The organism is Pseudomonas avellanae BPIC 631 (assembly GCF_000444135.1).
GTDB lineage: Bacteria > Pseudomonadota > Gammaproteobacteria > Pseudomonadales > Pseudomonadaceae > Aquipseudomonas > Aquipseudomonas avellanae.
On sequence record NZ_ATDK01000495.1, the window covers coordinates 1 to 351 of the forward strand.

At 51.6% G+C, this 351-nt stretch carries 1 pseudogene; it reads left to right on the forward strand.

The annotated features are described in order from the left end of the window. Window positions 1-251 (forward strand): annotated as a pseudogene (locus tag DW49_RS01000000128890) (hypothetical protein); the annotation flags it as partial. Window positions 252-351: the final 100 nt, after the last annotated feature.

Here is a 351-nt window from a genome sequence, read left to right on the forward strand (position 1 = left end):
AACGACCTGAACGAAAAGAAATACTATTGTGGATCGCCGCTGGAAGTGTGTTCGTCATCACCTGGATACCGCCACTTCATGAGTTTCACAACCTCTCGAAAATCTTTGAATTCTTCACCTCTAGACCACGCTCAGACCATTCACTGCTGGATGCGGCTCATGCGCTGGCAGTGTTGATGGGCGAGCCCATGCAAGGCGCCACATTGAGCTACGGAGAAGCAAAGCCGGGAGGCCTGCCGCTTTATCTGGGCGGTTTCAGAGGCTGAGTGCAACACCCGGCTATTGAGTTAGGGATGGACTCTCATGATGCTTGGACATCATTTCCGTCATCATTTCGATAGGGCATCTGTA